Below are 22,112 nucleotides of genomic sequence, written 5' to 3'. Positions count from 1 at the left end.
GCCCAGAGCGTCGGAGGTCACGCGTTGCCGGGGCCCGGGCCGTCCCGCCTCTCGATCCGACTGGTGCCGCCGGTCTCGTGCACTTCAAGATATTGCGCCCGTTCGCCCAGAGCGGCGAACAGTTCGGCTCCGGTTCCGGTCATCCAGGCCTGCGCTCCCAGCGCCGAGATCTCGTCGTAAAGCGCCGCCCGGCGGCTGGCATCGAGATGCGCCGCCACCTCGTCCAGAAGCAGTAGCGGCGGTGCCCCGAAATCCTGTGCCAGCGCCCGCGCATTGGCAAGAATCAGCGCGATCAGAAGCGCCTTCTGCTCGCCGGTCGAGCAATACCGCGCTTCGATTCCCTTGGCGTCGAAGATGGCGGCCAGATCGGCCCGGTGCGGCCCGGCCAGCGTCCGCCCCGCTGCCATGTCGCGCGCCCGTCCGGCGGCCAGCGTCCCGGCCAGCACCCCGGCATCCTCCGGATCGGACCCTTCGGGCCCTGCCATAGCCAGCGTCGCGCGCGGAAAGGCGGTCTCGGCTTCGGCCTGCGCTGTCTCGAGGCGCATCAGCGCGGCGCGCCGGTTTGCGCCCAGCGCCGCCCCGGCCTCGGCCATACGTGCCTCGAGCGCCGCGAACCAGTGCGGGTCGCGCACCTCGTCCTTCAACAGGCGGTTGCGCTCGCGCATGGCCTTTTCATAGGCCAGCGTCGCTTCGGCATGGCCGGGTTCGAAACTCAGCGCGATCCGGTCCAGAAACCTCCGCCGCCCCTCGGCGCCATCGATCCAGAGCCGGTCCATCGATGGCACCAGCCACAGCACCCGCGCGATCCGCGCCAGCGCCACCTGCGCAGCGGCCTTGCCGTCAAGCCGAACCTGCCGGTTGCCGCCCGGCAAGGCCCAGGTTTCGACCTCATGCCCGGAACCCGGCCCGCTCAGCACCGCCGCGACCTTCCAGCCCAGCTGCCCCGGCACCCGCGCCAGGTCCTCGGCTCCGGCCCGGCGCAGACCCCGGCCGGGCGAGATCAGCGACACCGCCTCCAGCAGATTGGTCTTGCCCGCTCCGTTCGGTCCGAAGACAGCGACCGGGCGCGCGTCAAGCGAAAGCCGCGCCCGGTCGTGCGACCGGAATTGCGAAAGCGTCAGTTCTGTCAGCAGAAGCCCGGGCACGGCCTGCCCTTCTTCTTGGCGAAAATACCCGCGCCGCAGGCGCCCGGCATCAGCCGGGCCCCGCAAGGCTTGCCAGGGCTCAGACCCGCATCGGCATCACGACATAGACTGCCGAGGCATCGTCGCCCTCGCGCATCAGGGTCGGATCGCCGGATGAGTTGAACAGGAAGACGGCATTCTCGCGATCGACCTGACCGGCAATCTCCAGCAGGTATTTCGCGTTGAACCCGATCTCGAGCCGCTCGTCTCCATAGGCCACGGCCAGCTCTTCCTCGGCCGCGCCGCTGTCGGGCGACGTGACGGACAGCGTCAGCCGGTCTTCCTCGAGCGCCAGCTTGACGGCGCGCGAGCGTTCCGAACTCACCGTGGCCACGCGGTCGACCGCTTTGGCGAATTCGGCGGCATCGACTTCGAGCCGCCGGGTGTTGTTCATCGGGATCACCCGCGAATAATCCGGGAAGGTGCCGTCGATGACCTTCGAGGTCAGGGTGATTTCGGGCGTGGCGAAACGCACCTTGGTCTCGCTGACCGACACTGCGATCTCGATCTCGTCATCCTCGAGCAGCTTGCGCAGCTCTCCGACCGTCTTGCGCGGCACGATCACGCCGGGCATGGTCTCGGCCCCTGCGGGCAGGGTTGCGTCGATCCGGGCCAGGCGATGACCGTCGGTCGCGACGCAGCGCAGCACCTGGCCGTCCTCGCCGGTCGCCACATGCATGTAGACGCCGTTCAGGTAATAGCGGGTCTCCTCGGTCGAAATCGCGAATTTCGACTTGTCGAAGAGCCGCCGCAGGACCGGTGCCTTGGCGATGAAGTTGGAGGTGTATTCCGATGACGCCATCACCGGGAAGTCCTCGCGCGGCAGCGTTGCCAGCGTGAAATGCGACCGCCCGGCCACGACCGTCAGCCGCCCCGAGGCGCCGTCATCCGACAGCTCGACCAGCGCGCCGTCGGGCAGCTTGCGCACGATCTCGTGCAGCGTCACCGCCGGAACCGTCGTCGCGCCAGCGCGCTCGACCGTCGCGGGTGCCTTGTCGACGACCTCGATATCGAGATCGGTCGCGCGGAAGCTTACCGTCGCGTCCTCTGCCTCGATCAGGAGGTTGGCGAGGATCGGTATGGTGTTGCGTCGCTCGACCACCGATTGCGCCTGGCCCACCGCCTTCAGGAGTGCGCCGCGTTCGATGCTGAATTTCATGCCCCTCGCTCCTCTTGCGCCCGGGAGGCGAACCCTAACGGTTTCGCTTCCCTGCTCAAGCGTTTTGTTGGACTGTCCGAGACTTTGACAAGGGCGTCAAGGGTTGCCCGGATATGCGGCCGGTCAGGCTTCGAGCATGCGGCGCAAAAGTTCCAGATCCTCGTCGATCTGGCTGTCCTTGCTGCGCAGGTCCTCGATCCGCTTGACCGCATGCATGACCGTGGTGTGATCGCGCCCGCCGAAGCGGCGGCCGATCTCTGGCAGGCTGCGCTGGGTCAGCTGCTTGGAGAGATACATCGCGATCTGGCGCGGCCGGGCGATGGTGCGGTGCCGCTTGGGCCCGATCATGTCGCTCAGGCGCATGTTGAAATGCTCGCTCACCTTGCGCTGGATCTCCTCGATCGTGACCTTGCGGTCCGAGGCGCGCAGGATGTCGGCAAGACAGTCTTGGGCCAGGTCCAGCGTGATCTCCTTGCCGACCAGAGAGGCGAAGGCAAAGAGCCGGGTCAGCGCCCCTTCGAGCACACGGACATTGGTGGTGATCCGGTAGGCGAGGAATTCCAGCACCCCGTCGGCGATCACGAGCCCCGGATACTGCATCCGGTACAGCTCGACCTTCTGTTGCAGGATGCCCAGGCGCAGTTCGTAATCCGTCGGATGCAGGTCGACCACGAGCCCGCATTGCAGGCGGCTGCGGATCCTGTCCTCGAGATCCTTGATCTCGCCCGGCGCGCGGTCGGCGGAAATCACGATCTGCTTGTTCTGATCCACGAGCGCGTTGAAGGTGTGGAAGAACTCTTCCTGGGTGCTGTCCTTGCCGGCGATGAACTGGACGTCATCGACCATCAGCACGTCGACGGAACGGAACAGCGACTTGAAGCCCATCATGTCGCGTTCGCGCAGCGCCTGCACGAAGCGGTACATGAACTGTTCGGCAGAGAGATAGACGACCTTCTTTTCCGGCGCCCGGTGCAGCAGATCCCAGGCGATGGCATGCATCAGGTGGGTCTTGCCGAGGCCGACGCCGCCATAAAGGAACAGCGGGTTGAACGCGACGGGACCGCCTTCGCCGACGCGGCGCGCGGCGGCATGGGCCAGCTCGTTCGGCTTGCCGGTGACGAAGCTGTCGAAGGTGAAGCGTGCATCGAGCGGCGCGCCCGGCATGTCGCCCTCGTCGCGCGGCTCGGCCGCGGCGCGGCGGGCCGGCGCGGCCGCAGTGTCGGCTGCGGCAACGGCAGGGGCGACCCGCTTCGGTGCGGCGACGGAGAATTCGAGCCGGTCGACCTCGACGCCGCTACGGGTGAGGTGTTCGAGAATCTTGTCGCCGAAATTGCGGTTGACCCAGTCGCCGACAAAGCTGGTGGGAACACCGAACCGCGCAACCCCGTCTTCCAGGGCGCGGAATTCCAAAGGGGCAATCCAGGTTACGAAGTTGTTCTTGCCGATCGATTTCTCCAAGTCATCTCGAATGCGTCCCCAGGTGTCGTCTGTCATCTTCTTTGCCCGCTCTTAGCCGATCCAGCAAAACCGGAATCCCTGCCCGACGCCCCGTCATGGAGCGGCCGTCAGACCCCCGGTGCGCACCGACATGGAAGAGCCGACCCTTGCGCAAAACCGACACTCCCCGGCCGGGAACCGCCATCGCGGCGCCCGGATCTGCTCCAGTCGCTTTTGCCTTTCACGGTCCTTTTGGACATGAGGTACAACCCGCGGACGAGACTAGGCCCGTCTGGCTTGCGGCAGCTTTCGGTCAGAACGGTTTCCCTGAATACACGCTCTGTCCGGCAAGCCCCTCCTCGATCTTCTCCCTTGCCGGTCTCGGCCGGCTCAAAAGCAGATCGTGGCGCGGGTTGTTCCGCGTCATGCCCCCCCAAGTCGATGTGAATCGCCTAGAGACGGTAGACCGGTGGTCGTGAGGGGTGCAACCGAACTTCGACCTTGACGACGCGCCTGTGCGGAACGAATCCGGAGTGTGTTGCCGCAGGCCCATCCGGGCCGGGGAACCTGTCTCGAAAACGAAGGGCGCGACCCTTCGGCCGCGCCCTTCCGAGCTCTTGTTTTCAGGGCGCAAACGGCCTCGGATCAGGCGTTCAGCGCCTTCACGCGCGCGGCGAGTCGCGACATTTTCCGGGATGCGGTATTCTTGTGCAGGACGCCTTTGGTGACCCCGCGCATCAACTCGGGCTGGGCCTCGCGCAGAGCGGTCGCAGCGGCCGCCTGATCGCCCGAAGCGATCGCTTCCTCGACCTTCCGGAGGAAGGTGCGGATGCGCGAACGACGCGCCTTGTTGACGGCATAGCGGCGCTCGTTCTGGCGGGCGCGCTTCTTGGCTTGGGGCGAATTGGCCATGTGGTCCTTTTCCCTTTTCCGGGTCTCGTGGTCAAAATCTCTCGCGCAACGAGGCCCCGGCCGGGTTTTCCTGCCACCGGCTGATTCCGGCCAAAGCGGGCCTCACGCGCATATAAGGCGCGGCTTATAGTGGAGCTTGTCGCGAAAGGGAAGCAGAAAAGGCGCCCCCCCCCCTGCGACGCGCCTCACTTGTCGCGGAATTGCGGCTCGCGCTTTTCGACGAAGGCCTGCATGCCCTCGGCCCGGTCCTCGGTCGCGAACATCATGTGGAACATGCGCCGCTCGAACAGCAGCCCCTCGCGCAGCGTGGTCTCGAAGCTGCGGTTGACGCATTCCTTGACCGCCATCGTGGTCAGCGCCGATTTCTCGGCGATCTTCTGCGCCGCGGCCATCGCCTCTTCGATCAGCTTCTTGGCTGGGACGACGCGGCTGACGAGCCCGGCGCGCTCGGCCTCCTCGGCATCCATGAAGCGGCCCGTGAGGTGCATGTCCATTGCCTTGGACTTGCCGACCGCGCGGGTCAGGCGCTGGGTGCCCCCGATCCCGGCGACGACGCCCAGATTGATCTCGGGCTGGCCGAATTTCGCGGTGTCGGCGGCAATGATGAAGTCGCACATCATCGCCAGTTCGCAGCCGCCGCCCAGCGCATACCCCGCCACTGCCGCGATGATCGGCTTGCGGCAGGCCAGAAGGCGTTCGGTCTCTGGCGTGAACAGATCGCCCGCGAAGACGTCGACGAAGCTCTTCTCGCTCATCTCGCGGACATCCGCCCCGGCGGCGAACGCCTTTTCCGTCCCGGTCAGGACGATGCAGCGCACCTTCTCATTGGCGTTGGCCTCGCTCACGGCCTCTGCCAGTTCGCCCATCAACTCGCCGTTCAGCGCGTTCAGCGCCTCGGGCCGGTTCAGGCGGACCAGCGCCACGTGGTCCTCTATCTCGACGATCAGCGTCTTGTAAGCCATGGACTGACGGCCTCCGTTCGGTTCGAACCCGACTCCTTAACAGTCTCGGCCCCGCGATCAAGCTATCTTTGGCATTGCGGACAGTAGAAACTCGACCGGCCGGACTGCACGACCCGCAGGATACGGCCTGTGCATCCGGGAGAGGGGCAGGGCGCGCCTTCCCGGCCATAGGTGCGGAAATTGTGCTGGAAATAGCCAAGCTCGCCATCGGCCTGGCGGAAGTCCTTCAGGCTCGAGCCGCCGGCCTCGATCGCCTCGGAGAGGACCGTGCGGATCGCCGGAACCAGGGTCGCGACGCGGGCCGCGGCAATCCGGCCCGCCTTGCGAAGTGGGGAAATCCCGGCCCGGTGCAGCGCCTCGCAGACATAGATATTGCCGAGCCCCGCGACCAGATGCTGGTCGAGCAGCGCGGCCTTGATCGGGGTCTGCCGCCCCTTCAGCCGGCCCACAAGGTAGGTCTCGTCGAAGCCGTTGCCGAGCGGCTCGGGGCCGAGCCCGGCCAGCAGGCGGTGGTTCTCGACCGTCCCGGTCGGGGTCAGGTCCATCGCACCGAAACGGCGGGGGTCGTTGAAGGTCACGCGCGCGCCGCCCTCGAGCTCGATCACCACATGGTCGTGTTTCTGCGGTGCCGGATGCGGATGCACGAACTGCCCCAGCGCCACGCCCGAGACCAGCATCCGCCCGGACATGCCCAGATGCAGGATCAGCGTCTCGCCTGTCGAAAGATCGACGAGAATGTATTTCGACCGGCGCCCCAGCCGCAGCACTTGGGCGCCGGTCAGCCGCTCGGACATCCGCTCGGGCAGGGGCCAGCGAAGGTCGGGGCGATTCACCCTGGTCGCGACGATCCTGCGGCCTTCCATCGCAGGCGTCAGCCCGCGACGCACTGTCTCTACCTCTGGCAATTCCGGCATAGGCCCCTTCCTTCCAGCGGGGAACTCGTTGTAGTCCCCGCAGAGCGCCCTATAAGAAGGGCCGTGAAAACGAACGGCAAGGCCCCCATGACCGAGAGTGCCCAGAAGACCACCCATTTCGGGTTCCAGACCGTCGCCGAAGAGGAGAAGGCCGGACTCGTCCACGGGGTATTCACCCGCGTCGCCTCGCGTTACGACCTGATGAACGACCTGATGTCGGGCGGTGTTCACCGGGTCTGGAAGGACGCGATGATGGACTGGCTCGCCCCGCAGCCGCATCAGCGTCTTCTGGACGTTGCTGGCGGTACCGGTGACATCGCCTTCCGCTTTCTGGGGCGCGCGCCGGGTGCGACGGCGGTGGTCTGCGACATGACGGAATCGATGCTGGTCGAGGGCCGCAAGCGGGCCGAGGCCGACAACCTCGCCGCCAGTCTCGACTGGGTCGTGGGTGACGGCATGGCGCTGCCCTTCGCCGATAACAGCTTCGATGTCTTCACGAATTCCTTCGGTACCCGGAATATCACCCGGATCCAGGACGCGCTGAACGAGGCCTACCGTGTGCTGAAACCCGGCGGGCGGATGATGATCCTCGAATTCAGCCAGATGCCCAACCCGCTTCTGCAATGGGCCTATGACCGCTATTCCTTCAACGTGATCCCGCCGCTGGGGCAGTTCGTCGTCAACGACCGCGACAGTTACCAGTATCTGGTGGAATCGATCCGCAAGTTCCCCGACCAGGAGACCTTCGCGGCCATGATCCGTGAGGCCGGTTTCGAACAGGTGAAGTATCGCAACCTGTCTATGGGCATCGCGGCGCTGCATTCAGGGTGGAAAATCTAGGTGCGCGGTCCTCACAACATCTGGAGGCTGGTGCAGACGCTGGCCACCATGGAGCGTACCGGCGCGAACCGTTTCGTGCTGGAACAGCTGGGCGCGCCCGCCAGCGTCCGGGCCGCGGCCCGGGTCATGGGCTGGCCGTTCAAATGGCTCGGCGAGAACGGCGACGAGGCACTGCCGCCGGCGACCCGCGCAATCACCGCGCTGGGACCAGCCTATATCAAATTCGGCCAGATCCTCTCGACCCGGCCCGACGTGGTCGGCGACGAGCTGGCAGTGCAGCTGCGGGTTCTGCAGGACAAGCTGCCGCCCTTCCCGACCGCAATTGCCAAGGAGACCGTCGCCCAGGAGCTGGGTCAGCCCGCCGACGAGCTGTTCTCGGAATTCTCCGAGCCGATCGCGGCCGCCTCCATCGCCCAGGTGCATCGCGCCCGCATCGCTCGGACCGGCGAGCTGGTCGCGGTCAAGGTGCTGCGCCCCGGGGTCGAGCGCAATTTCCGCAAGGATATCGATGCCTTCTACTTCGCCGCCTCGACCATCGAGCTGTTGGCACCGTTCTCGCGCCGGCTGCGGCCGACCGATGTCATCGCTCATTTCGACGGGGTGGTGACGGGCGAGCTGGACCTGCGGATCGAGACCGCACAGGCGGCCGAATTCGCCGCCAATACCGAGGGCGACGCAGGTTTCGTGGTTCCGCGGGTGATCTGGCCGCTATCGTCCAAGCGGGTCATGACCATGTCCTGGTGCGAGGGCGTACCGATCGGCGATAATGCGGCGCTCGATGCCGCAGGCCATGACCGCCGCGCGATCGGCGAGCGGGTGTTGTCGATGTTCCTGCGCCACGCCCTGCGCGACGGCTATTTCCACGCCGACATGCATCAGGGCAACATGAAAGTCGGCGCCAGCGGCGAAATCCAGTGTTTCGATTTCGGCATCATGGGCCGGATCGACGAATATACCCGCAGGGTCTATGCCGAGATCCTGTACGGTTTCATCCGCCGCGACTACCGCCGGGTGGCCGAGGTGCATTTCGAGGCGGGCTATGTACCGGCCGACCGCGAGATCGACGAATTCGCCCAGGCCCTGCGCTCGGTCGGCGAGCCGATCTTCGGGATGGACGCGACCCATATCTCGATGGCGAAGCTCTTGGCTTATCTCTTCGAGGTGACCGAACGCTTTGGTATGGCGACCCGGACTGAGCTGATCCTGCTGCAGCGGACCATGGTCGTGGTCGAAGGCGTGGCACGCTCGCTCAACCCGTCGATCAACATCTGGGAGGTCGCGCGGCCGATCGTTGAGGAATACATCAAGGAAAACATCGGGCCTAAGGCGGTGGTTCGCGATCTCAGCCGCACCGTGCGGGTGTTGTCGCGCTTCGGGCCTCGGCTGCCGGAGCTGGCCGAGGCTGCGCTGATTCGTCAGTCGAAGGCCGAGCCTGCGCGGCCTCTACGCCCCTGGCTGCAGCCGCTCTTGTGGATGAGCGCTGGCGCGGCGCTGACCTGGATCGGCGCCGGACTGGCCTTGCTGCTGTCCTGAAGCCGGTCAGGCGGCCCGTCGGGGCCGCCTTGGCGACGATCAGACCGGATCGCGCAGTGCCGAGACCTCTGTCGCCTTCACGATGGTGCCGCTGTCGAAGACGATGCTGATCTCACCCCCTTCGGTGCGGACTTCCGCGATCTGGGCATAGATCCGGGCCTGGGCCTCCGACAGTTTGCTGCCATCCTCGGCATAGCTTTCCACGATGAAATCGTAGAGCCCGGCCTCGTGGTCCTCGCCGCCGGACCAGAGTATGGTCTTGGTGTCGGGGGGGATGGGCTCGGACTGCACGATGGCGCCGGTGTCATCGCGCACCACAAGCTTGGCAGTCGAAGCGTCCTTGTCGACCTCCGGGAAAACCGTGACTGGCGTCACTCCGTCATAGTTCGCTGGGACAGCGGCCTGGCCTTCCATTCCGACCCAGGACCCGTATTGGGACAGGCCGCCGCCGCCCAGATTGGCCGAGAGGGCCTTGAGCAGCTCGTTGGTCTGCACCTGCTGTTCGACCCCGGAGAACGTCGCGATCTGTAGAGCATAATCCGACGATTCCATCGGGTTCAGGGGGTCCTGATTCGCGAGCTGGGTGGTCAGCATGCGCAGAAATGTTTCGAAGTCGCTGCTGATGAGCGCCTTCGAATTTCCGCTGCTCGAGGCAGAGGCGGTCTTCGTGGCGGCGGTTACGGCGGTCACGCTGTCGGTCATGGTATCTGTTCCTCAAAGCCGGAGATCGAGGCCGCCGCCCGCTGTTCCGGGCGAGGTCCTGGTCGTGGAAGAGAGGCCCATCTCGGTGCTCTCCTCGCTCGGGGCCGCCGCCCCGGCAGCAAAGCCGCGGCCCTGTCCCGATGAATCGTTCTGGCGACCGGCGAAGTCGAGAACCACCTCGCCGTAGCCGAGGTCGCGCATCGCATTCGTCAGCATGTCTCCATGGCGCCTCATCAGCTCGAGCGTATCGATGCGGTCGGCGGAGATGTTGACGGTGATGCCGTGATCGCCGGGTGTCAGAGACAGACGCACCCGACCGAGTTCTTCCGGGCTGAGGGTGAGGTGGACAGACCCGTCCGAAGCCCGGTGGAGTGATTCGGCAATCTGCCGCATGGCGGTTCGCGGTGTATCGGCAAGGGTGGGCGTCGCTGTGTGCCGGGCGTTTTCGGAGGCCCGGATCTGGTCTGAGCCGCTGCGTTCGGATGCCCCCGAATCGACTGCAGTCGTTGCATCGGCGCGTGACGCATCCAGCGAGGCCTGGTTATCGATGGCAGCTCCGGCGATGGGTTGCGCGGTCGTGATCGTATCTGGCTGCGCGGCCGTTGCATGCCAGATTGCAGGTGCAGTCGGTGTTGTCGATGTGTTTTCCCGTCGTATCGATGCATGGCCCGTACGGTCGCCTTTGTGCTCTGAATCCGGGTCGCCCGAGGTGATCGCTCGTGCCGCTGCCACGACCGTCTGGCTTTGTGCGGCTTCGCGGCCGGGTTGCATGCCGTCGCCCTGCCGGAGGGTGGTCGGCCCATTGGAAACCTCCTTCGACGCGGCGGTTTCCGTAACGTTATCGGCTATTTCCGCAACGGAGCGGTTGGTCGTCCCATCCCTTGGAACAGCCAAGCTCATCGCGGCGCGCGCCTCGGTGCCGGTCGAGAGTGGTTCGGGTTTGGTCCCCGGCAGGGGGAGGGCGGCGGTTGCCTGAGCCGCGGCGGCGGAGGGTAATGAGGCGACCGCCTTTGCATCTTTCGAGGCAGATGGGCCTCTGTCAGAGCGGAGGGCGGTGTCTTCCGCTTGCGGTGTTTCGGCAGGTTGGGCTGCCGTGCCGCCGGTCGTGATCGTCGGGCGCGTGTCAAGCGGTGTGGAGGATGCGGGCAGGGAGGCGTTGGGCACAGAGCCTGCCGGCTGTTGTCTGGGACCGGCTACCGGCGGCATAAGTGGTGTTTCGGTCATGTCGCTGTCGGCGGGCTTGGCGGTCGTGCCCGCCACCGCTGCCACAGCCTCTGTCGGAACGGTCTGCGTCACGGAAGACGCTGTTGTCCTGGGCGGCGGTGGCACAGTCGCGGGCGTGGTTGCTGTGGATAATCCCGTTATGGCCAGGAGATCCGCCTCCGTGTCGATCGCGGAGGCTGGATCGTTTTTCACCGTGTCGCCGCTGGTCTTTGTGGCGGCCGTTTCATCGACCTCCTCGACGCTGCCCTCACCGTTTTTTCCGGTGCCGCGCGAAGCGGATGAGGCAGGCTCTTCGGTGCGGTGGGGTGCGGCAGATGCCTTGGAAATGTCCCGCTGCGGGGCTTCGCGGTCTGTTTCGTTCGTGGCAGGAGGTGTTGTCTCGTCGAAGGCCGCGCGGAAATCCGAGCGTTCCGTGTCCGCCGCACCGTCGGCGGAAGGCGGCCTGTCGCGCCTTGACGACGCGGCGGCGCCGGGCGTGTCGATGGCAAAGGGAACCTGCATGCGTTTGACCAGACTTCTGTATGAGCTGGCGGCAGATTGACCCGAGATCGGTTACCGGTCCTTTACCGGAATCCCCCAATAACGAAAAAAACGACTCGCAGTTTAGGAGTTCATGCCATGCTGCCTTCATCCCCCACGCCGATCGGGTCGACATTGTCGACGGATCGCGACGCCAGGCTCGCGCGGCTGCGCGAAGCCGCCGAGGAGCTGGAGGCCAGGTTTCTCTCTGAAATGCTCGCTTCGGCGGGGCTGGGCAACGTTTCGGGCGAGCTGTCCAGCGGCGCGTTCGGCGGCGGTATCGGAGAAACCCAGTTCACGTCTTTCCTGCGCGACGCCCAGGCCACGGAAATGGCTCACGCAGGAGGTATCGGCCTTGCCGAAAGCATCTTCGAATCACTCAAGGAGCGGATGGATGACCTCGATTGACATGATCGCCGACCTGCTCGAGCGCGAATACCAGGCGCTCCGGCACAGCGACTTTGCAGTGTTGCGCGCATTGACGGACGAGAAAGAGCAACTGGTCGCGCGGCTGCAGAGACCGTCCGAAGCCGACCGCGAGGCGCTGGATCGGCTTCGCAGCAAAGCACAGCGTAACGACCGTCTGCTGGCAGCCGTCGAAAAGGGGCTCGAGTCGGCCCGGGTCTCGCTGAAGCGGCTGCGCGAACCTGCCGCTGCGCTCGATACCTATACCCAGCGTGGCGAGCGCACTCGCATCGGCGCCACGCCATCGGCTCTGACACGCCGCGCCTGAGCCCTATTTTAGCCAAATCCGACGTTTAGAGATGCCCTCGATTAGTCGTCCCTTAACCCCGGGCTGGAAAGTTCGGGGCGCGCCCTGAGACGGGTGGCACGGCACGGGGAAACTCCGCAGCCGTATGGGTCAGAAAGCCTTCAATTGCCGCTTATCCGCGGCTCAACCCCTTGGGCGTAAAGCGCCTTGTACTTGGAAGGATCATACCCATGTCCAGCATCCTGACGAACTCCAGCGCGATGGTCGCGCTCCAGACCCTCAAAGGCATCAACTCCAACCTCGAAAAGACCCAATCGGAGATTTCCACTGGCAAGTCCGTCGGCTCGGCCAAGGACAACTCGGCTGTCTGGGCCATCTCGAAGGTCATGGAAAGCGACGTGTCGGGCTTCGACGCCGTCTCCGACAGCCTCGCCACCGGCCAGGCGATGATCGGCGTGGCGCGGACCGCCACCGAAACGATCACCGACCTGCTGAAGGACATCAAGACCAAGGTCGTTGCCGCCCGTGACGCGACCGCCGACACCACCAAGTTGCAGAACGAAACCGACGAGCTGATCAGCCTGGTGGAAGCCACCATCGGTGCTGCCCAGTTCAACGGCGTCAACCTGATCGACACCGGTACCGGGACGTCGGTGGTCGGGTCGATCGACCGCAGCGGTGGCACTGTTACCGCGAACTCGATCACGATCGATGCCCAGAACCTGAACACTGCGGCTGCCGCCACCGCTGCCGGCCAGCTGGCCGCCGGCACCGCAGGTGGTAACCTTGTCGTCGCAGGCAACAACAACGACGGTGCCGTTGCAATCGGCTCCGGTGATCAGGAAGCCTTTGCCCTGTCGGCTGTGGCTCAGGGCGAAACCATAACCGTCACGCTGGGCGATCAGAACTTCAGCTATACTGTGACTGCCGATGATGTGGCTACCGGCAACGACGCGAACGAAATCGCGCTGTCCAACCTGCGCGATCTGATCAACGCGGCTGGCATCACCGGTGTCACCGCACTCTACGATCCGGTGGGCGCCGCCGGAGAACTCACCATCGACAACCAGGGCACCGACGATATCAACATGGCGGTGCGTGCGCGGGCCGATGGTGCGGGTGCTCTGGCTGGGCTGAACGGCTTCAGCATCACCGGCGGGACCGCGCTGGCGGATATCGAGACGATGATCAACTCTTCGATCGACGCGGCTGCGGCCTTTGGTGCGGCGGAATCCCGTCTGGAAACCCAGTCGAACTTCCTCTCGAAGCTGACCGATGCGCTGAAAACCGGTATCGGCGCTCTTGTCGATGCCGATATGGAGGAAGCCTCGGCCCGCCTCCAGGCGCTTCAGGTGCAGCAGCAGCTTGGCACCCAGGCTCTGGCGATTGCCAACCAGTCGCCGCAGAACCTTCTGTCGCTCTTCCGTTAAGGACGGCAGGCCGGGGCCAAAGCGCCCCGGCCTTCTCCGCCTGAGAGCTGAAAGCTATGTTAGGAATGGAAGGACAGAACGTGAACGCACTCCAGATGGCCCAATCGGCCTATTCCGCCCCGAACCAGAACAAGACCCGCAGCCCCCGTGCCACCGAATACGCTGCTTTCGTTCGTATCACGTCGCAGATCAAGCAGGCTCAAGATGCCGGGCGGCGCGCGTTTCCCGCCCTTGCCGCCGCGCTGCATAAGAACCGCAAGCTCTGGCGTACTCTGGCAATCGACGTTGCCGACAAGGACAATGTCTTGCCTGCCGAGCTGAGGGCGCGCATCTTCTACCTTTATGAATTTACCGATCACCATACCGATGAGGTTCTCGCCGGTCGCGCCAAGCCGACTGCTCTGATTGAGATCAACACCGCCATCATGCGCGGGCTCGCCGAGCGGGAGCGCGTGTCATGAGTGGGGGGTTGGTTCTAAAGCTCGGTCCCAAGGAGCGTGTTCTGGTGAATGGTGCGGTGATCGAAAATGGCGATCGCCGTACGCGGTTGTCAATCAAGACGCCGAATGCAAACATCTTGCGCTTGCGCGACGCGATCCATCCTGAAGACGTCAACACGCCGGTTCGCCGGGTCTGTTATGTGGCGCAGCTCGTCCTGTCCGGAGACACGACTCCGACCGAGGCGCGTCCGCAATTGCTGCGCGGGATCGAGCAACTCAGTCAGGCGCTGACCGACCCGGATAGCCGGGCTCAGCTTGCGGCCGCCACAGATGCGGTCCTGCAGGACCAGTATTATCAGGCACTCAAGGCGTTGCGTGGGCTCCTTCCGCGCGAAGAACGTTTGCTTACGGGGCTCCGGGACCAATGAGTTTCCAACCGGTTCTCCCTTTGACGGGCTATGCCGGTTGGCGTTTCCTCGAGCGCACGATGGAGCGTCAGCAGGAGGCCTTCAACAATAGTCCAGCGACACGGAAGGAACTGGACTATTTTGCCAGCAATATCGGGAAGGTAACATCGGCTGACGAGTTGGCCTCGGACTATCGTCTGCTGAAAGTTGCTTTGGGGGCCTTTGGCCTGCAGGACGAAATCGGCAACAAGTATTTCATAAAGAAGGTCCTCACCGAGGGCGTCGACGATAAGGGCGCGCTGGCCAACAAGCTGGCCGACAAGAGCTATTACAAGCTCGCAGAGGCCTTCAGATTCATTTCCTCAGGGGGCTCCGCTGCGGCGATCGAGAAGGATTTCGCGAGTGAGTTGAGCCTCAAAATCGAGGGGGCCGGCTACCTCGCGGTGACGACGTCGACCGGCGACGTCGCTTATACCCGTGACGCCAGCCTGAAGCGTGGCGCAGATGGTCAGATCGTCACTGCCGAGGGTTATACAGTTGCCTCTGTTACCGATGCCAGTGACGAAAAGATCGCCTTTTCAGGGGTCACCATTCCTGACTTGGCAAAGTCTGTCAGCATCAATGACAAAGGGCAGGTCTACGGCTATTTCGAAGAAGGTGGACAAGGCCTTCTGCTTGGCAGACTCGCTCTGAGCAGTTTCGCCGACGAAGAAAGCCTTGCCGTGCTCGGCGCCGACCAAACGACCGAGGAGGCGGACGCGACGCCCGTGGATCGGGAGCAGGCGTACTTCGTTGCCACCGAAGAGTCGGGCAAACCAATCGCGGGCCGCGCACTTCAGGATGGGTTCGGGAGTTTCGTGCGTGGCGAGGCCGTCGAGGCTGTCGAAGCCCAGCAGGCTTTCGATACCGAGACGATTGCCGCAGCCTTTCTGACCCGCAGCTTCGAAGTGGCTGTCGGCGAACAGGACGACAGCATGCGACTTGCGCTCAATATCGACCGGGAACTGGCGACGCTTTCCGCTGGCGACATGTCGGAGGATGCCAAGTGGTTTTCCATTATGGGATCCGAACCGATGCGCGCGGTTTTCGACACGGCCTTTGGCTTGCCCAACTCCTTCGCGTCGCTTGATCTCGACCGGCAACTCGATGTCTACAAGGCTAGGGCCAAGGCCATGTTCGGGGAAGCCAGTGTCGTGCAATTCTCCGATGATGGCATGCGCGACAAACTGATCAAGTTGTACATGGTTCGGACCGAGACCAATACCGGCGCCGGCTATAGTTCTGGTCAGATTGCTCTGAGACTTCTGGGCGGATGATCGGATGACCGATCCTCATGCCCTGTGTCGGCTCGGTATAAGCTCAACCTTTGATCGTGCGTAGTTCCGGCTTGATCGGCGCGCTGTCGAGAATCGCGGCTAGGCGCGCGAAGCTCTCGGCGACGCCGCCTGGTGCGTCTTCCGACAGGAACGCGTCGAGTCTTGGCCAGACGGCGATTGCCGCGTCGATTTCGGGGTCGGAGCCGGCCGCATAAAGCCCCGCCTGGATCATCATTTCCGCTCGGTCATAAGCTCCAAGCAAACGGCGGGCCTGGGCGATGATCGCGTTTTCCTCCCCTGTGGCCGCGCGGGGCAGGCTGCGTGAGACCGAACGTAGCAGGTCGACCGCCGGAAACCGTCCGCGTTCGGCGATGCGGCGGTCAAGGACGATATGCCCGTCGAGCACTCCGCGCAGGATGTCGGCGACCGGTTCTTCCATGTCGGAGCCAGCGACCAGCACCGAGAAAACGGCCGTGATGTCGCCGCTATCGGCCACGCCCGGACCTGCGCGTTCGGCCAGCGTCATGATCGCCTGTGCCGTCGAAGGGGGATAGCCGCGCAGTGCCGCAGGCTCGTCGGCCGCCAGGGCGAGTTCGCGATGCGCCTCGGCGAAGCGCGTTACGGAATCGGCGAGAAAGAGAACATGATTGCCCTGGTCACGGAAATGCTCGGCCACTGCCATGGCGGCCCAGGCCGCGCGGCGACGCACCATTGGCGACTGATCCGAGGTTGCGGCAATGACAACGGCGCGCGCCATGCCTTCGGGGCCAAGCACCTGGCTCACGAACTCTCCCACTTCGCGTCCGCGTTCGCCGACCAGTGCGATCACGGTCATGTCGGCCTCGACCCCGCGTGCGAATTTCGACAGGAGCGACGACTTTCCGACACCCGAGCCTGCGAATAGCCCGATTCTCTGGCCCCGCACGATCGGAAGCACCGTGTCGAAGGCGGCCAGTCCGGTGGCCAGGCGTTTGCCAAGCGGGCGCCGCGCGGTGGCGGGCGGAGGGGAGGAACGGAGCGGGCGCGACACCGCACCCGGCATCAGCGGCCGTCCGTCGAGCGGTTGTCCGAACGGGTCGACCACCCGGCCGAGCCAGGAACTATGCGGGGCAATCTCTCCCGGACCCAGCAGGACCGCCCGATCTCCGACCGACAGCCCCTCGGGCGTGCCATCGGGGAGCACCGTCACCGTGCCTTGGGCCAGGGCCAGAACCTCGCCACGCCGCCTTGTGCCACGGCTATGTCTGAACTCGACGAGATCGCCCAATCCGGCGCTTTCCGAGAGTCCCGCCACGGTGACGGTGCCGCTGCCCGCGGCCACGACCCGACCCATGGTTCGCACCGGGGTCAGGGCGGAAATTCGGGCGATAAGCGATGAAAACGGGTTTTGTGGCATCAGGATTCTCCCGAAACGATCATGACTTACGGTTTCTAAAGGAATCAAGCTTAAGCATCGTCTGAGACCGAGGGAGAAACCCCGATGTTCGATAAGCTTGAAATTTTCCGGATGGCGTCGGGGCTGGCCAAACATGCCGGCACACGCCAGGCCGTCCTTGCGCGAAACATCGCGAATTCCGACACGCCTGGCTATCGGGCGCAGGATGTCGCGGATTTTGACAGGACCTATCGCGGGTCCGACACGGGCACCCAGATGCGTGCAACACGGTCCGGCCATATGGCCGGGCGCGAGATGGCCCATGCCGCTCAGAACACCGACAGGGCCGATCCGGAAGAGCCGAATGGCAATACCGTTTCGGTCGAGGATCAGATGCTTAAGGCGGTCGAGACAAAGCGGCAGCACGACCTTGCGCTGGCCGTTTACCGAAGCTCGCTCGGGATCCTGAGGACCAGCCTCGGGCGGCAGAGATAACCAGAATGGTAGGAGCGTGAGATGAACGATCTTAGCCAGAGTTTCGGGCTGTCGGCCAGCGGCCTGAAGGCCCAAGCAACCCGGCTGCGGCTGGTGTCCGAGAATATCGCCAATACCGATACGCCCGGATATCGACGCAAGCTGACCACCTTCGAGACCGAGCTGACTTCGCATGGTGCGACCGGGGAAGTCCGGACCGGCCGGGTGTCGCTCGATCAGTCGGATCTGACCAAGGTGCACGATCCGTCACATCCGCTGGCGGATGAAACAGGCAATTACGACGGCTCCAACGTGGATCTTGTCATCGAGATCGCTGACGCGCGCGAGGCACAACGCAGCTACGAGGCAAACCTCAAGATGTTCGACCAGGCGCGGCAGATGTCGCGCGGCCTGCTCGATCTGCTGCGTCGATAAGGAGAGACGGAGATGGACCTTAAATCCAATGTCGCCGCCCTTGGATATACCACGGCGCGCCCGGCGACCCAGCCCCAACCCGGAGAGGACGGCGTCGAGAAGACTTTCGCCGCCGCTGCCCAGGGCCTGTCGGATACGATCCGGAATGCCGAGCAGACCGCGATGTCGAGCATGACCGGCGGCGCCGATCCGCATGCCTTGGTGCAGGCGCTGGCCCAGACCGAACTTGCGGTCGAGACCGCGGTCACGATCCGCGACAAGGTGGTCGAGGCCTATCAGGAAATCCTGAGGATGCCGGTCTAGCGCCATGAATGAGCTCATCTTCTACGACACTCTGCGGCAGGGCCTCTGGATTTCGGTCGTGATCTCGATGCCGATTCTGACGGCTGCGCTGGTGACCGGCGTGGCGATCGGATTGTTTCAGGCCCTGACCTCGGTACAGGAGATGACGCTCACCTTCGTACCCAAACTTGCGGCGATCCTGGTCGTGTTCTGGATCTCGATGGCGTTCATGACCGAAACGCTGGTCGGGTTCTTCACCGGACGGATCGTTCCCATGATCGCGGGGATCTGACGGATGCAAACCACCGGCTACACCACGCTCACCCGGCAATCGGGCCTGATGCGCGAGATGCAGAGCATCGCCAACAATATCGCCAACAGTTCGACCATCGGCTATCGCCGAGAAGGGCTGATCTTTTCGGAATATATCTTCGATGTCGACGGGCCGGGCGGATCCTTGTCGATGGCCGAGGCCAATGTGCGCAATACCGATTTCAGCCAGGCGCCGCTGACACAGACCAAGGGAACCTTCGATTTCGCCATCGAAGGCGAAGGATTCTTCCTGCTCAATACCCCGCAGGGCCAGCGTCTGACCCGGGCCGGCAGCTTCACGCCCGATGCGGCCGGCAATCTGGTTTCGCCCGACGGCTATCAGCTACTCGATGCCGGCGGCGCGCCGGTCTTTGCCCCGCCCGATGCCGCCTCCTTGGCGGTCTCCGCCGATGGCACGATCAGTGCCGATGGTCGGCCGCTGACCCAGATCGGGGTCTATCTTCCCGCGGATCCGAAGGCGATGACCCATGTTGCGGGCACGCTGTTCGATCCGGGCGGCGCCACCCAGCCGGTGCTTGACAGCAGTATCCTGCAGGGGTTCGTCGAGCAGTCGAATGTCGAGCCGGTGACCGAAATCTCCCGGATGATCGAGGTTCAGCATGCCTATGAACTCGGCCAGAAGTTTCTCGAACGCGAGGATGAGCGCATCCGCGATGTGATCCGGACCCTCGGGTCCAGCAGCTGATTCAGAAAGGACGAATTCCATGCGCGCTCTTCAGATCGCCGCGACCGGCATGTCGGCCCAGCAGATGCGGGTCGAAGTCATCTCGAACAACCTCGCGAACATGAGCACCACGGGCTACAATGCCCGCCGCGCCGATTTCGCCGACCTACATTATCAGCAGGTCGCACGGCCCGGAACCATCAATGCCAATGACGGCACGGTTTTGCCGACCGGTGTGCAGCTGGGGCTGGGCGTGCGACCGGCCGCGGTGTCGGTGGTGCTGGCCCAGGGGTCGCTGTCGCAGACCAATGGCGACCTCGACGTTGCCATCGACGGCCGCGGCTATCTGGAGGTGACGCTGCCCTCGGGCCAAGCCGCCTATACCCGCGACGGAGCGTTGAAACGCACCGGAGACGGGCTCATCGTCACCTCCGACGGCTATACCGTGAGTCCGGGCATCACCATTCCCGACGATGTTCGCAGCCTCTCTGTCAACTCCGAAGGCGAGGTCTATGCGTATTTCGACGGTGAGGTCCAGGCTCAGCTGCTGGGTCAATTCAACCTCACAATGTTCAGCAATGACAAGGGGCTCGAAGCGATCGGTTCGAACCTCTTCGTCGAGACCGAGGCGTCGGGCGCGGCACTTGTCGGCACGCCCGGCGTCGATGGTTTCGGCACGTTGAGGCAGGGCTATCTCGAAGACAGTTCTGTCGATGCGGTGCGCGAGATCACGGATTTGATCGAAGCGCAGCGCGGTTACGAACTGAATGCCAAGGTCATCACCGCCGCAGACCAGATGATGAGTGCGACGACACAGGTGCGTTGATGCGACTGCTTGTCCTCCTTGCCGTTCTAGGCGCTGTATTGCCGGTCGTCGCCGATGCCGACATTCTTGTTGCGACCCGGTCGGTGCGGGGACAGACGATCCTTGGCCCCGGCGATGTGGCAGTGGTTGCCGGAGAGGCGGTCGGCACCCTGACCTCCCCCGAGGAGGCCATCGGTCAGGAGGCGCGGGTCAATCTCTATGCCGGTCGTCCGATCCGGATCAGCGATGTCGGTCCGCCAGCGATCATCGAACGCAACCAGATTGTCACCCTGCGTTATCAGAGCCGCGGCCTCAGCATCGCCGCCGATGCCCGTGCGCTCGACCGGGCCGGTGTCGGCGATGCCCTGCGCGTGATGAATCTTGCCTCCCGCAACACCGTCACCGGATTTGTCGCGCCCGACGGCAGCGTGGTCGTCGGCGCCAGCCTGAAACCCTGAGGAGCCCCTCCGTCCATGAGACCCCTTGTCCTTGTTTTCTGCGCCACGGCGCTGCTCGTTCCGGCGGCCTGCGACCGGCTGAAAGAGGTCGGCCGGCCCCCGTCCTTCAAACCCGTAGAAGGGTCCAACTCCTATTACGCGATGACGGACAGCACGACATTGCCTATGGAGGTCGAGCGTCGCAGCCCGCTCGACAATTCCTCGCTCTGGGCCCATGGGCGCCAGTCGCTTCTGGGCGATCATCGAGCCGGACGCCGTGGCGACATCCTGACCGTGGTGATCGAGATCGACGAAAAGGCTGAAATCTCGAATACGACCGCGCGGAGCCGGAGCGGCGCCACTTCGATGGGCGTCCCACAGCTCTTGGGTATTCCGCAACGGATCAACAAGGCTCTGCCCGATGGAGTGACGATGGACAATGCCGTCGATGCAGATTCAAGTTCGAGCCATAGCGGTAATGGGTCGGTAAAACGCAAGGAGAAGTTGACGCTTCGGATCGCGGCCACTGTCACCGACGTCCTGAATAATGGCGTCATGAAGATTGAAGGCTCGCAAGAGGTTCGGGTCAATTATGAGATGCGCGAACTTCTGGTTAGCGGTTATGTCCGTCCCGAAGACATCTCGCGTCAGAACGAGATCACCTATGACAAGATTGCGGCAGCCCGCATCTCTTATGGCGGTCGCGGCCAAATCATGGACGTTCAACAGCCACGGATCGGCCATCAGATTGCCGATATCATCCTGCCATTCTGATAACCGAAATGGGCAAGCTCTTACCTGTCATTATTGCGCTCGTCGGCCTTGCGCTCGGCGGCGGTGCGGGGTTCCTTCTGAAACCTGCCCCGCCCCCGCCTGAGTCGATCGATCAAGGCACTCCCCAAGGTCAGGCCGAAGACGGCGGGCATGTGGCGGCCAATGGCCAGGCTGCGGGACCGCCGCCTGCCGCCGGGCATGGCGGCGACCTCTCAGGCAGTTCTGAGTATGTGAAGCTCAACAACCAGTTTGTCGTACCGGTCATCCACGCCGGTAGGGTCGTTGCCCTGGTAGTCATGTCGATCAGTCTTGAGACCCCCACAGGCAGCAGCGAATTGGTCTTCGAACGCGAACCCCGGCTGCGCGATGCCTTCCTGCAGGTCCTTTTCGACCATGCCAATGCGGGCGGCTTCGACGGAGCCTTTACCGAAAGCGGCAACCTGACGCTGCTGCGGCGAGCATTGCTGGAGGCATCGCAAAGCGTGCTGGGTCCGATTGTGTCGGACATCCTCATCACTGACCTCGTTCGGCAAGACGCATAGCAGTTTCTTGCCGAGCCTGCATCTGTCCGGATCGGAGGTCTGGAGACGCGATACACGCGCAAAGCCAGAAATTTCCGTTCTTTTCGGGACAGACCATCGACCGTCGCTCGCTTGCGCCACTTTGCAACCGTTTTGGGATTGATGCGCATCTCCCGGCTCAACGTCGCGAGCGAAGCTTGCGATCGTTGTATTGCTGCTCTGACAGCGTGCGTGGTCGTGGCGCTCCCGTGACGAACCTGGCCCATAATGCTTCCTTCCATTCCTGAGAAAGGATCACACCATCAAACCGTGGGATCAAAC

Annotated in this window: 26 protein-coding genes and 1 pseudogene; 17 read left to right on the top strand and 10 right to left on the bottom strand. The window is 64.0% G+C overall.

Features of this window, described 5'->3' with window-relative positions; all coding sequences use genetic code 11:
- Positions 1-17: 17 nt before the first annotated feature.
- The 6 genes from recF to mutM all read right to left on the bottom strand — a co-directional run bounded on the left by recF (position 18) and on the right by mutM (position 6,568).
- A complete protein-coding gene (recF, locus tag B5V46_RS16635) occupies positions 18-1,145 on the bottom strand; it encodes a DNA replication/repair protein RecF (RefSeq protein ID WP_080617632.1) in 1,128 nt (375 codons plus the stop codon).
- Positions 1,146-1,224: 79 nt separating this feature from the next.
- Positions 1,225-2,343, bottom strand: a complete 1,119-nt coding sequence (gene dnaN / locus B5V46_RS16630; protein WP_080617631.1) for a DNA polymerase III subunit beta — start codon at positions 2,341-2,343, stop codon at positions 1,225-1,227.
- A gap of 123 nt (positions 2,344-2,466) precedes the next feature.
- Positions 2,467-3,837: a chromosomal replication initiator protein DnaA gene (gene dnaA, locus B5V46_RS16625; RefSeq protein ID WP_080617630.1), complete on the bottom strand. Its 1,371-nt coding sequence runs from the start codon at positions 3,835-3,837 to the stop codon at positions 2,467-2,469.
- A 588-nt stretch (positions 3,838-4,425) separates the two neighbouring features.
- Entirely contained in the window at positions 4,426-4,692 is a 267-nt protein-coding gene (gene rpsT / locus B5V46_RS16620) for a 30S ribosomal protein S20 (protein WP_080617629.1), read from the bottom strand.
- Between the two features lie 185 nt (positions 4,693-4,877).
- Positions 4,878-5,654, bottom strand: coding sequence for an enoyl-CoA hydratase (locus tag B5V46_RS16615; protein WP_042457055.1), 777 nt, complete (start codon positions 5,652-5,654; stop codon positions 4,878-4,880).
- 62 nt (positions 5,655-5,716) lie between these two features.
- Positions 5,717-6,568 carry a bifunctional DNA-formamidopyrimidine glycosylase/DNA-(apurinic or apyrimidinic site) lyase gene (gene mutM, locus B5V46_RS16610; protein ID WP_080617628.1) on the bottom strand — a complete coding sequence of 284 codons (852 nt, stop codon included), beginning with the start codon at positions 6,566-6,568 and terminating at the stop codon, positions 5,717-5,719.
- A gap of 87 nt (positions 6,569-6,655) precedes the next feature.
- Between mutM and ubiE the strand changes: the two genes are divergently transcribed.
- Both ubiE and ubiB read left to right on the top strand, forming a co-directional pair.
- Positions 6,656-7,408, top strand: a complete 753-nt coding sequence (gene ubiE, locus B5V46_RS16605) for a bifunctional demethylmenaquinone methyltransferase/2-methoxy-6-polyprenyl-1,4-benzoquinol methylase UbiE (protein ID WP_080617627.1) — start codon at positions 6,656-6,658, stop codon at positions 7,406-7,408.
- Positions 7,409-8,941 carry a 2-polyprenylphenol 6-hydroxylase gene (gene ubiB / locus B5V46_RS16600; protein WP_080617626.1) on the top strand — a complete coding sequence of 511 codons (1,533 nt, stop codon included), beginning with the start codon at positions 7,409-7,411 and terminating at the stop codon, positions 8,939-8,941.
- A gap of 39 nt (positions 8,942-8,980) precedes the next feature.
- Here ubiB and B5V46_RS16595 read toward each other — a convergent pair whose 3' ends face one another.
- On the bottom strand, positions 8,981-9,643 hold the full coding sequence (locus tag B5V46_RS16595) for a flagellar hook capping FlgD N-terminal domain-containing protein (protein WP_080617625.1): 663 nt from the start codon (positions 9,641-9,643) through the stop codon (positions 8,981-8,983).
- Between the two features lie 12 nt (positions 9,644-9,655).
- The gene (locus B5V46_RS19965; RefSeq protein ID WP_155774104.1) at positions 9,656-11,368 is read right to left on the bottom strand and encodes a flagellar hook-length control protein FliK; all 1,713 of its coding nucleotides are present in this window, start codon (positions 11,366-11,368) and stop codon (positions 9,656-9,658) included.
- Positions 11,369-11,485: 117 nt separating this feature from the next.
- Between B5V46_RS19965 and B5V46_RS16585 the strand changes: the two genes are divergently transcribed.
- From B5V46_RS16585 to B5V46_RS16560, 6 genes are all read left to right on the top strand, one after another.
- Positions 11,486-11,794 (top strand): rod-binding protein, encoded by a 309-nt coding sequence (locus B5V46_RS16585; RefSeq protein ID WP_080617623.1) that lies wholly within the window; start codon positions 11,486-11,488, stop codon positions 11,792-11,794.
- Entirely contained in the window at positions 11,781-12,119 is a 339-nt protein-coding gene (locus tag B5V46_RS16580; protein ID WP_080617622.1) for a hypothetical protein, read from the top strand. The genes B5V46_RS16585 and B5V46_RS16580 overlap by 14 nt, the downstream gene beginning before the upstream one ends.
- Before the next feature lie 209 nt (positions 12,120-12,328).
- The gene (locus tag B5V46_RS16575; protein WP_080617621.1) at positions 12,329-13,528 is read left to right on the top strand and encodes a flagellin; all 1,200 of its coding nucleotides are present in this window, start codon (positions 12,329-12,331) and stop codon (positions 13,526-13,528) included.
- An 80-nt stretch (positions 13,529-13,608) separates the two neighbouring features.
- Positions 13,609-13,989, top strand: coding sequence for a flagellar biosynthesis regulator FlaF (gene flaF, locus B5V46_RS16570; RefSeq protein ID WP_080618091.1), 381 nt, complete (start codon positions 13,609-13,611; stop codon positions 13,987-13,989).
- Positions 13,986-14,396, top strand: a complete 411-nt coding sequence (gene flbT, locus B5V46_RS16565) for a flagellar biosynthesis repressor FlbT (protein WP_080617620.1) — start codon at positions 13,986-13,988, stop codon at positions 14,394-14,396. Before flaF ends, flbT begins: the two co-directional genes overlap by 4 nt.
- Positions 14,397-14,416: 20 nt before the next feature.
- A complete protein-coding gene (locus B5V46_RS16560; RefSeq protein WP_196774274.1) occupies positions 14,417-15,691 on the top strand; it encodes a DUF1217 domain-containing protein in 1,275 nt (424 codons plus the stop codon).
- 43 nt (positions 15,692-15,734) lie between these two features.
- On the opposite strand, the gene B5V46_RS16555 is transcribed toward B5V46_RS16560, so the two are convergent.
- Positions 15,735-17,087 carry a FliI/YscN family ATPase gene (locus tag B5V46_RS16555; RefSeq protein ID WP_080617618.1) on the bottom strand — a complete coding sequence of 451 codons (1,353 nt, stop codon included), beginning with the start codon at positions 17,085-17,087 and terminating at the stop codon, positions 15,735-15,737.
- Between the two features lie 84 nt (positions 17,088-17,171).
- Between B5V46_RS16555 and B5V46_RS16550 the strand changes: the two genes are divergently transcribed.
- The 9 genes from B5V46_RS16550 to B5V46_RS16510 are packed head-to-tail and all read left to right on the top strand — an operon-like array spanning position 17,172 to position 21,812.
- Positions 17,172-17,561, top strand: a complete 390-nt coding sequence (locus B5V46_RS16550; RefSeq protein WP_080617617.1) for a FlgB family protein — start codon at positions 17,172-17,174, stop codon at positions 17,559-17,561.
- A gap of 21 nt (positions 17,562-17,582) precedes the next feature.
- A complete protein-coding gene (gene flgC, locus B5V46_RS16545) occupies positions 17,583-17,975 on the top strand; it encodes a flagellar basal body rod protein FlgC (RefSeq protein ID WP_080617616.1) in 393 nt (130 codons plus the stop codon).
- Between the two features lie 12 nt (positions 17,976-17,987).
- A complete protein-coding gene (gene fliE / locus B5V46_RS16540; protein ID WP_080617615.1) occupies positions 17,988-18,278 on the top strand; it encodes a flagellar hook-basal body complex protein FliE in 291 nt (96 codons plus the stop codon).
- Between the two features lie 4 nt (positions 18,279-18,282).
- Positions 18,283-18,549: a flagellar biosynthetic protein FliQ gene (locus B5V46_RS16535; RefSeq protein ID WP_080617614.1), complete on the top strand. Its 267-nt coding sequence runs from the start codon at positions 18,283-18,285 to the stop codon at positions 18,547-18,549.
- 3 nt (positions 18,550-18,552) lie between these two features.
- Positions 18,553-19,275 carry a flagellar hook-basal body complex protein gene (locus B5V46_RS16530; protein ID WP_080617613.1) on the top strand — a complete coding sequence of 241 codons (723 nt, stop codon included), beginning with the start codon at positions 18,553-18,555 and terminating at the stop codon, positions 19,273-19,275.
- A 19-nt stretch (positions 19,276-19,294) separates the two neighbouring features.
- Positions 19,295-20,080, top strand: a complete 786-nt coding sequence (gene flgG, locus B5V46_RS16525; protein ID WP_080617612.1) for a flagellar basal-body rod protein FlgG — start codon at positions 19,295-19,297, stop codon at positions 20,078-20,080.
- Positions 20,080-20,517 carry a flagellar basal body P-ring formation chaperone FlgA gene (gene flgA, locus B5V46_RS16520; protein ID WP_080617611.1) on the top strand — a complete coding sequence of 146 codons (438 nt, stop codon included), beginning with the start codon at positions 20,080-20,082 and terminating at the stop codon, positions 20,515-20,517. Before flgG ends, flgA begins: the two co-directional genes overlap by 1 nt.
- A 15-nt stretch (positions 20,518-20,532) precedes the next feature.
- Complete coding sequence (gene flgH / locus B5V46_RS16515; RefSeq protein WP_080617610.1) at positions 20,533-21,270, top strand: flagellar basal body L-ring protein FlgH; 738 nt, start codon at positions 20,533-20,535, stop codon at positions 21,268-21,270.
- Positions 21,271-21,278: 8 nt separating this feature from the next.
- Positions 21,279-21,812 (top strand): flagellar basal body-associated FliL family protein, encoded by a 534-nt coding sequence (locus tag B5V46_RS16510; RefSeq protein ID WP_080617609.1) that lies wholly within the window; start codon positions 21,279-21,281, stop codon positions 21,810-21,812.
- 107 nt (positions 21,813-21,919) lie between these two features.
- On the opposite strand, the pseudogene B5V46_RS20590 reads toward B5V46_RS16510, so the two are convergent.
- A pseudogene (locus B5V46_RS20590) lies at positions 21,920-22,057 on the bottom strand (IS481 family transposase); the annotation flags it as partial.
- Positions 22,058-22,112 lie beyond the last annotated feature (55 nt).

This window comes from Rhodovulum sp. MB263 (assembly GCF_002073975.1).
In the GTDB taxonomy this organism is placed as follows: Bacteria; Pseudomonadota; Alphaproteobacteria; order Rhodobacterales; family Rhodobacteraceae; genus Rhodovulum.
The sequence above is the reverse complement of the archived record's forward strand: the minus strand, read 5'-3'. Positions and strand labels throughout refer to the sequence as shown.

Excerpts from the sequence above, each read along its gene's own strand:
- B5V46_RS16580 (WP_080617622.1), top strand. The coding sequence starts at position 11,781 with ATGACCTCGATTGACATGATCGCCGACCTGCTCGAGCGCGAATACCAG.
- B5V46_RS16535 (WP_080617614.1), top strand. The coding sequence starts at position 18,283 with ATGAATGAGCTCATCTTCTACGACACTCTGCGGCAGGGCCTCTGGATT.
- dnaA (WP_080617630.1), bottom strand. The coding sequence starts at position 3,837 with ATGACAGACGACACCTGGGGACGCATTCGAGATGACTTGGAGAAATCG.
- flbT (WP_080617620.1), top strand. The coding sequence starts at position 13,986 with ATGAGTGGGGGGTTGGTTCTAAAGCTCGGTCCCAAGGAGCGTGTTCTG.
- B5V46_RS16595 (WP_080617625.1), bottom strand. The coding sequence starts at position 9,643 with ATGACCGACAGCGTGACCGCCGTAACCGCCGCCACGAAGACCGCCTCT.
- B5V46_RS16510 (WP_080617609.1), top strand. The coding sequence starts at position 21,279 with ATGGGCAAGCTCTTACCTGTCATTATTGCGCTCGTCGGCCTTGCGCTC.
- ubiE (WP_080617627.1), top strand. The coding sequence starts at position 6,656 with ATGACCGAGAGTGCCCAGAAGACCACCCATTTCGGGTTCCAGACCGTC.
- B5V46_RS16575 (WP_080617621.1), top strand. The coding sequence starts at position 12,329 with ATGTCCAGCATCCTGACGAACTCCAGCGCGATGGTCGCGCTCCAGACC.
- flgG (WP_080617612.1), top strand. The coding sequence starts at position 19,295 with ATGCGCGCTCTTCAGATCGCCGCGACCGGCATGTCGGCCCAGCAGATG.
- flgA (WP_080617611.1), top strand. The coding sequence starts at position 20,080 with ATGCGACTGCTTGTCCTCCTTGCCGTTCTAGGCGCTGTATTGCCGGTC.
- B5V46_RS16615 (WP_042457055.1), bottom strand. The coding sequence starts at position 5,654 with ATGGCTTACAAGACGCTGATCGTCGAGATAGAGGACCACGTGGCGCTG.
- fliE (WP_080617615.1), top strand. The coding sequence starts at position 17,988 with ATGGACCTTAAATCCAATGTCGCCGCCCTTGGATATACCACGGCGCGC.
- B5V46_RS16585 (WP_080617623.1), top strand. The coding sequence starts at position 11,486 with ATGCTGCCTTCATCCCCCACGCCGATCGGGTCGACATTGTCGACGGAT.
- mutM (WP_080617628.1), bottom strand. The coding sequence starts at position 6,568 with ATGCCGGAATTGCCAGAGGTAGAGACAGTGCGTCGCGGGCTGACGCCT.
- dnaN (WP_080617631.1), bottom strand. The coding sequence starts at position 2,343 with ATGAAATTCAGCATCGAACGCGGCGCACTCCTGAAGGCGGTGGGCCAG.
- B5V46_RS16550 (WP_080617617.1), top strand. The coding sequence starts at position 17,172 with ATGTTCGATAAGCTTGAAATTTTCCGGATGGCGTCGGGGCTGGCCAAA.
- flgC (WP_080617616.1), top strand. The coding sequence starts at position 17,583 with ATGAACGATCTTAGCCAGAGTTTCGGGCTGTCGGCCAGCGGCCTGAAG.
- B5V46_RS19965 (WP_155774104.1), bottom strand. The coding sequence starts at position 11,368 with ATGCAGGTTCCCTTTGCCATCGACACGCCCGGCGCCGCCGCGTCGTCA.
- rpsT (WP_080617629.1), bottom strand. The coding sequence starts at position 4,692 with ATGGCCAATTCGCCCCAAGCCAAGAAGCGCGCCCGCCAGAACGAGCGC.
- B5V46_RS16555 (WP_080617618.1), bottom strand. The coding sequence starts at position 17,087 with ATGCCACAAAACCCGTTTTCATCGCTTATCGCCCGAATTTCCGCCCTG.
- B5V46_RS16530 (WP_080617613.1), top strand. The coding sequence starts at position 18,553 with ATGCAAACCACCGGCTACACCACGCTCACCCGGCAATCGGGCCTGATG.
- flgH (WP_080617610.1), top strand. The coding sequence starts at position 20,533 with ATGAGACCCCTTGTCCTTGTTTTCTGCGCCACGGCGCTGCTCGTTCCG.